The organism is Sodalis-like endosymbiont of Proechinophthirus fluctus (genome assembly GCF_001602625.1).
In the GTDB taxonomy this organism is placed as follows: domain Bacteria; phylum Pseudomonadota; class Gammaproteobacteria; order Enterobacterales; family Enterobacteriaceae.
The window spans coordinates 866-2244 of record NZ_LECR01000008.1 but is presented as its reverse complement, the minus strand read 5'-3'; the positions used below and the strand labels follow the sequence as shown (position 1 = coordinate 2244).

Annotated in this window: 1 protein-coding gene and 2 pseudogenes; 1 reads left to right on the top strand and 2 read right to left on the bottom strand. The window is 52.1% G+C overall.

Annotated elements, in window-relative coordinates:
* The first annotated feature begins 351 nt into the window (after positions 1 to 351).
* Positions 352 to 672: pseudogene (locus tag BG74_RS00950) on the top strand (DUF1820 family protein).
* Between the two features lie 107 nt (positions 673 to 779).
* Here BG74_RS00950 and BG74_RS15565 read toward each other — a convergent pair.
* Positions 780 to 881, bottom strand: a pseudogene (locus BG74_RS15565) (DUF1145 domain-containing protein); the annotation flags it as partial.
* The coding region (gene rsmD / locus BG74_RS00940; RefSeq protein WP_073961023.1) for a 16S rRNA (guanine(966)-N(2))-methyltransferase RsmD at positions 878 to 1379 on the bottom strand (502 nt) is incomplete at its 5' end. The gene rsmD and the pseudogene BG74_RS15565, both read right to left, overlap by 4 nt.

Below are 1379 nucleotides of genomic sequence, written 5' to 3'. Positions count from 1 at the left end.
GGTGGCATTTAGGTCTGGCGCCTGCTAGGCAAGCGCCAGTAGCAACAGCAGCGTGATGGTCTGAAACAGTCAGCGCTGCCAGACTGGTTCACATTACGTATAGCTATCCCGATAAGACTACTGTCATAAAAGACCAAAGCATTGGCGTTCCTTTTGGTCCGTGGTGAGTGGAGTTTCGGCGTTTTAGCCCGCGATGGCGGGCGTACGTGGCATCGAGCAATGGTGTTGGCGTGCCGATGGCCTTGATTATCTTTATCGAGGCAGATGCGCGCTGTCGGCCATCATACTATGTTAGCGCCACTTTTTTCCTACGCAATTCATGCGTACATATTTGTGGGAGACAGCAGGCTTATGAGCAGCGAGCGGCCTATTTATCACATTCAGTTTGTTAACAATGGAAAAAATTATCAGTTAGTTGTACGTGAGCTGAATTAGAGCCCTTTGTTCGGCTTTATCGAAATCGGCGATTTTGTGTTCACCAGCCACGCCAATCTAGTGGTCGATCCATCTGAAGAAAAACTGAAGATGGAGTTCAGCGGCGTTAGCTATAGTTACATTCCGCTGCAAGCAGTTATTCGCATCGACGTCGTGATGGAAAAGGGCAGCGCCTGCATCTCCGATTTGTGCGATAACGTGATGATATTCCCCTATTTGCCCGGTAAAAAGCTGTAATTCTCCGGCAAGATATTGTGAAGACGTCATAGCCACGTCCGTGGGGCGATGGTGTTTCTGCGTATAACCTTGACGGACGTTAACGAACGTGGCCGGCTGGGCGGGACAAGGAAATATTTCAGCAGCTTCGGGAACGGTTGAATCAGGTTGAACAACAAAAATCTCCATATCATTTGCATTAAAAGACGGCCCAAATTAATCAGTATCATATTTTCTTCTCCGGCGTGGCGTGACGGATATAGAGCCGATATGCTACTTGCCAGGCAACTTTTTCCCGATATGGCTGCCAGTGAACCGGCACATCAGGAGCGGGGCCTTCCGTTTCGGTTTCAATGTAAATCCAGGCGTTGTCGGCCAGACGCCGGTTCCGCTCCAGTACAGCCACGGTATCGATTATCATGCCTTGCCGGAAGGGAGGATCGATAAAAACCACATTAAATACATCGCCAGGCTGCGCGAGCCAGCGCAGGCTGTCGGTAGTGATGACCTGTGCCTGCTGTGCCTGCAATACCTGCAGATTCCTGGCGAGCTGGGTGCTGACAGCGTGATCCTGTTCTAGCAGCGTGACGCTCGCGGCCCCGCGCGATAGGGCCTCCATACCTAATGCGCCGCTGCCGGCGAAACAATCCAGGCAGCGAGCCTCCTGAATGATAGGCGCCAACCAGTTGAACAGCGTCTCCCGCACGCGGTCGGTGGTCGGCCTCAGT